This window comes from Kitasatospora sp. NPDC022856 (assembly GCF_055561235.1).
Genome location: NZ_JBVHHE010000126.1, coordinates 1 through 1,793 on the forward strand (window position 1 = coordinate 1; position 1,793 = coordinate 1,793).

Annotated in this window: 1 protein-coding gene; it reads left to right on the top strand. The window is 74.7% G+C overall.

Going from position 1 to position 1,793, the window contains the following annotated elements; translation table 11 throughout:
- The coding region (locus ACZ34W_RS38615; RefSeq protein ID WP_465611171.1) for a condensation domain-containing protein at positions 1-1,793 on the top strand (1,793 nt) is incomplete at both ends.

A 1,793-nucleotide genomic window follows, 5' to 3' on the forward strand; every position in this document is an offset into this window, starting at 1 on the left:
CTGCCCGAGTACATGGTGCCGTCGGCGTTCGTGGTGCTGGACGAGCTGCCGCTGACCGTCAACGGCAAGCTCGACCGCAAGGCCCTCCCCGCGCCGGCCGGCACCGGGACCGGCCCCGGCCGCGCCCCGCGCGACGCCCGGGAGGAGATCCTCTGCGGCGCCTTCGCCGAGGTGCTCGGCCTCGCCGAGGTCGGCCCCGAGGACCACTTCTTCGACCTCGGCGGCCACTCCCTGCTGGCCACCCGGCTGATCGGCCGGGTCCGCGCGCTGCCCGGCGGCGCCGGGCTCACCGTCCGCGACCTCTTCGAGGCACCCACCCCGGCCGGCCTCGCCCACCGGGCCGGCGCCGGCGACGACCCGCGCCCCGCCCTGGGCCGCCGCGAGCGCCCGGCCGACCTGCCGCTCTCGCACGCCCAGCGCCGGATGTGGTTCCTGCAGAACCTCGACGACTCGGGCGCCACCTACAACGTGCCCCTGGTGGTACGGGTCACCGGCCCGCTGGACCGGGCCGCCCTCGGTGCCGCCGTCCGCTCGGTGACGCAGCGGCACGAGAGCCTGCGCACCGTCTTCACCGAGCGCGACGGCGACGTCCACCAGCGGATCCGGGAGGCCCCGGCGGCCGAGGCGGCCGTGCACCTGGTCCGCTCCTCCGAGTCGACGCTGGACGCCGACCTCCGGAGCGCCGTCCGGTACGGCTTCGACCTCTCCGCCGAACTGCCGGTGCGCGTCAGCCTGCTGGAGCTCGGCCCGGAGGACCACGTGGTGGTGGTGCTCTTCCACCACATCGCGGGCGACGAGTGGTCGATGCTCCCCTTCATCGAGGACCTCACCGGCGCCTACGCGGCGCACACCGACGGCCGCACCCCCGACTGGGCGCCGCTGCCGGTCCAGTACGCCGACTACACGCTCTGGCAGCAGGAACTGCTCGGCTCGCCCGAGGACGAGCGGAGCCTGCACGCCCGTCAGGCCGGGTACTGGAAGCAGGCACTCGCCGGGCTGCCGGAGGAGCTGCCGCTGCCGACCGACCACCCGCGCCGTCCGGTGGCCGGCTACCGCGGCGACACCGTGCGCGGCCAGGTCCCCCCGGCCGTCTACCGCGGTCTGCGCGAGGCCGCCCGGGCGACCGGCACCACCACCTTCATGGTGCTCCAGGCGGCCGTGGCCACCCTGCTGCACCGCCTGGGCGCCGGCACGGACATCCCCCTCGGGGCGCCCGTCGCCGGGCGTTCCGACAGCGCGCTGGACGGGCTGGTCGGCTTCTTCGTCAACACGCTGGTCCTGCGCAACGACCTGTCCGGCGACCCGACCTTCGCCGAGCTGCTGACCCGCACCCGGGACACCGACCTGGCGGCCTTCGCCCACCAGGACCTGCCGTTCGACCGGCTGGTCGAGGCGGTCAACCCGCCGCGCGTGCCCGGCCGGCACCCGCTGTTCCAGGTGATGCTCGGCTACCAGCACAACGACGGCCAGGCCGGACGCCTGCTCGGCCTGGAGAGCCGGATCCTGCCCTTCGAGCTGGGCGCCGCGAAGTTCGAACTCGACTTCAACTTCGAGGAGACCTCCGCCACGGAGGAGATCGACATCGCCTTCGAGTACGCGGCCGACCTCTACGACCGCACCACCGCCGAGGCCCTGGTCGAGCGGCTGCTGGCCCTGCTGGAGCAGGTCGCGGCCGACCCGCGGCGCCGGATCGGCGCTCTGGATGTGTTGACGGTGCGTGAGCGGGGTCTGGTGTTGGGGGAGTGGGTGGCGACGGGTCGTGGGTTGCCGGGGGCGACGGTGGCGGATCTGTT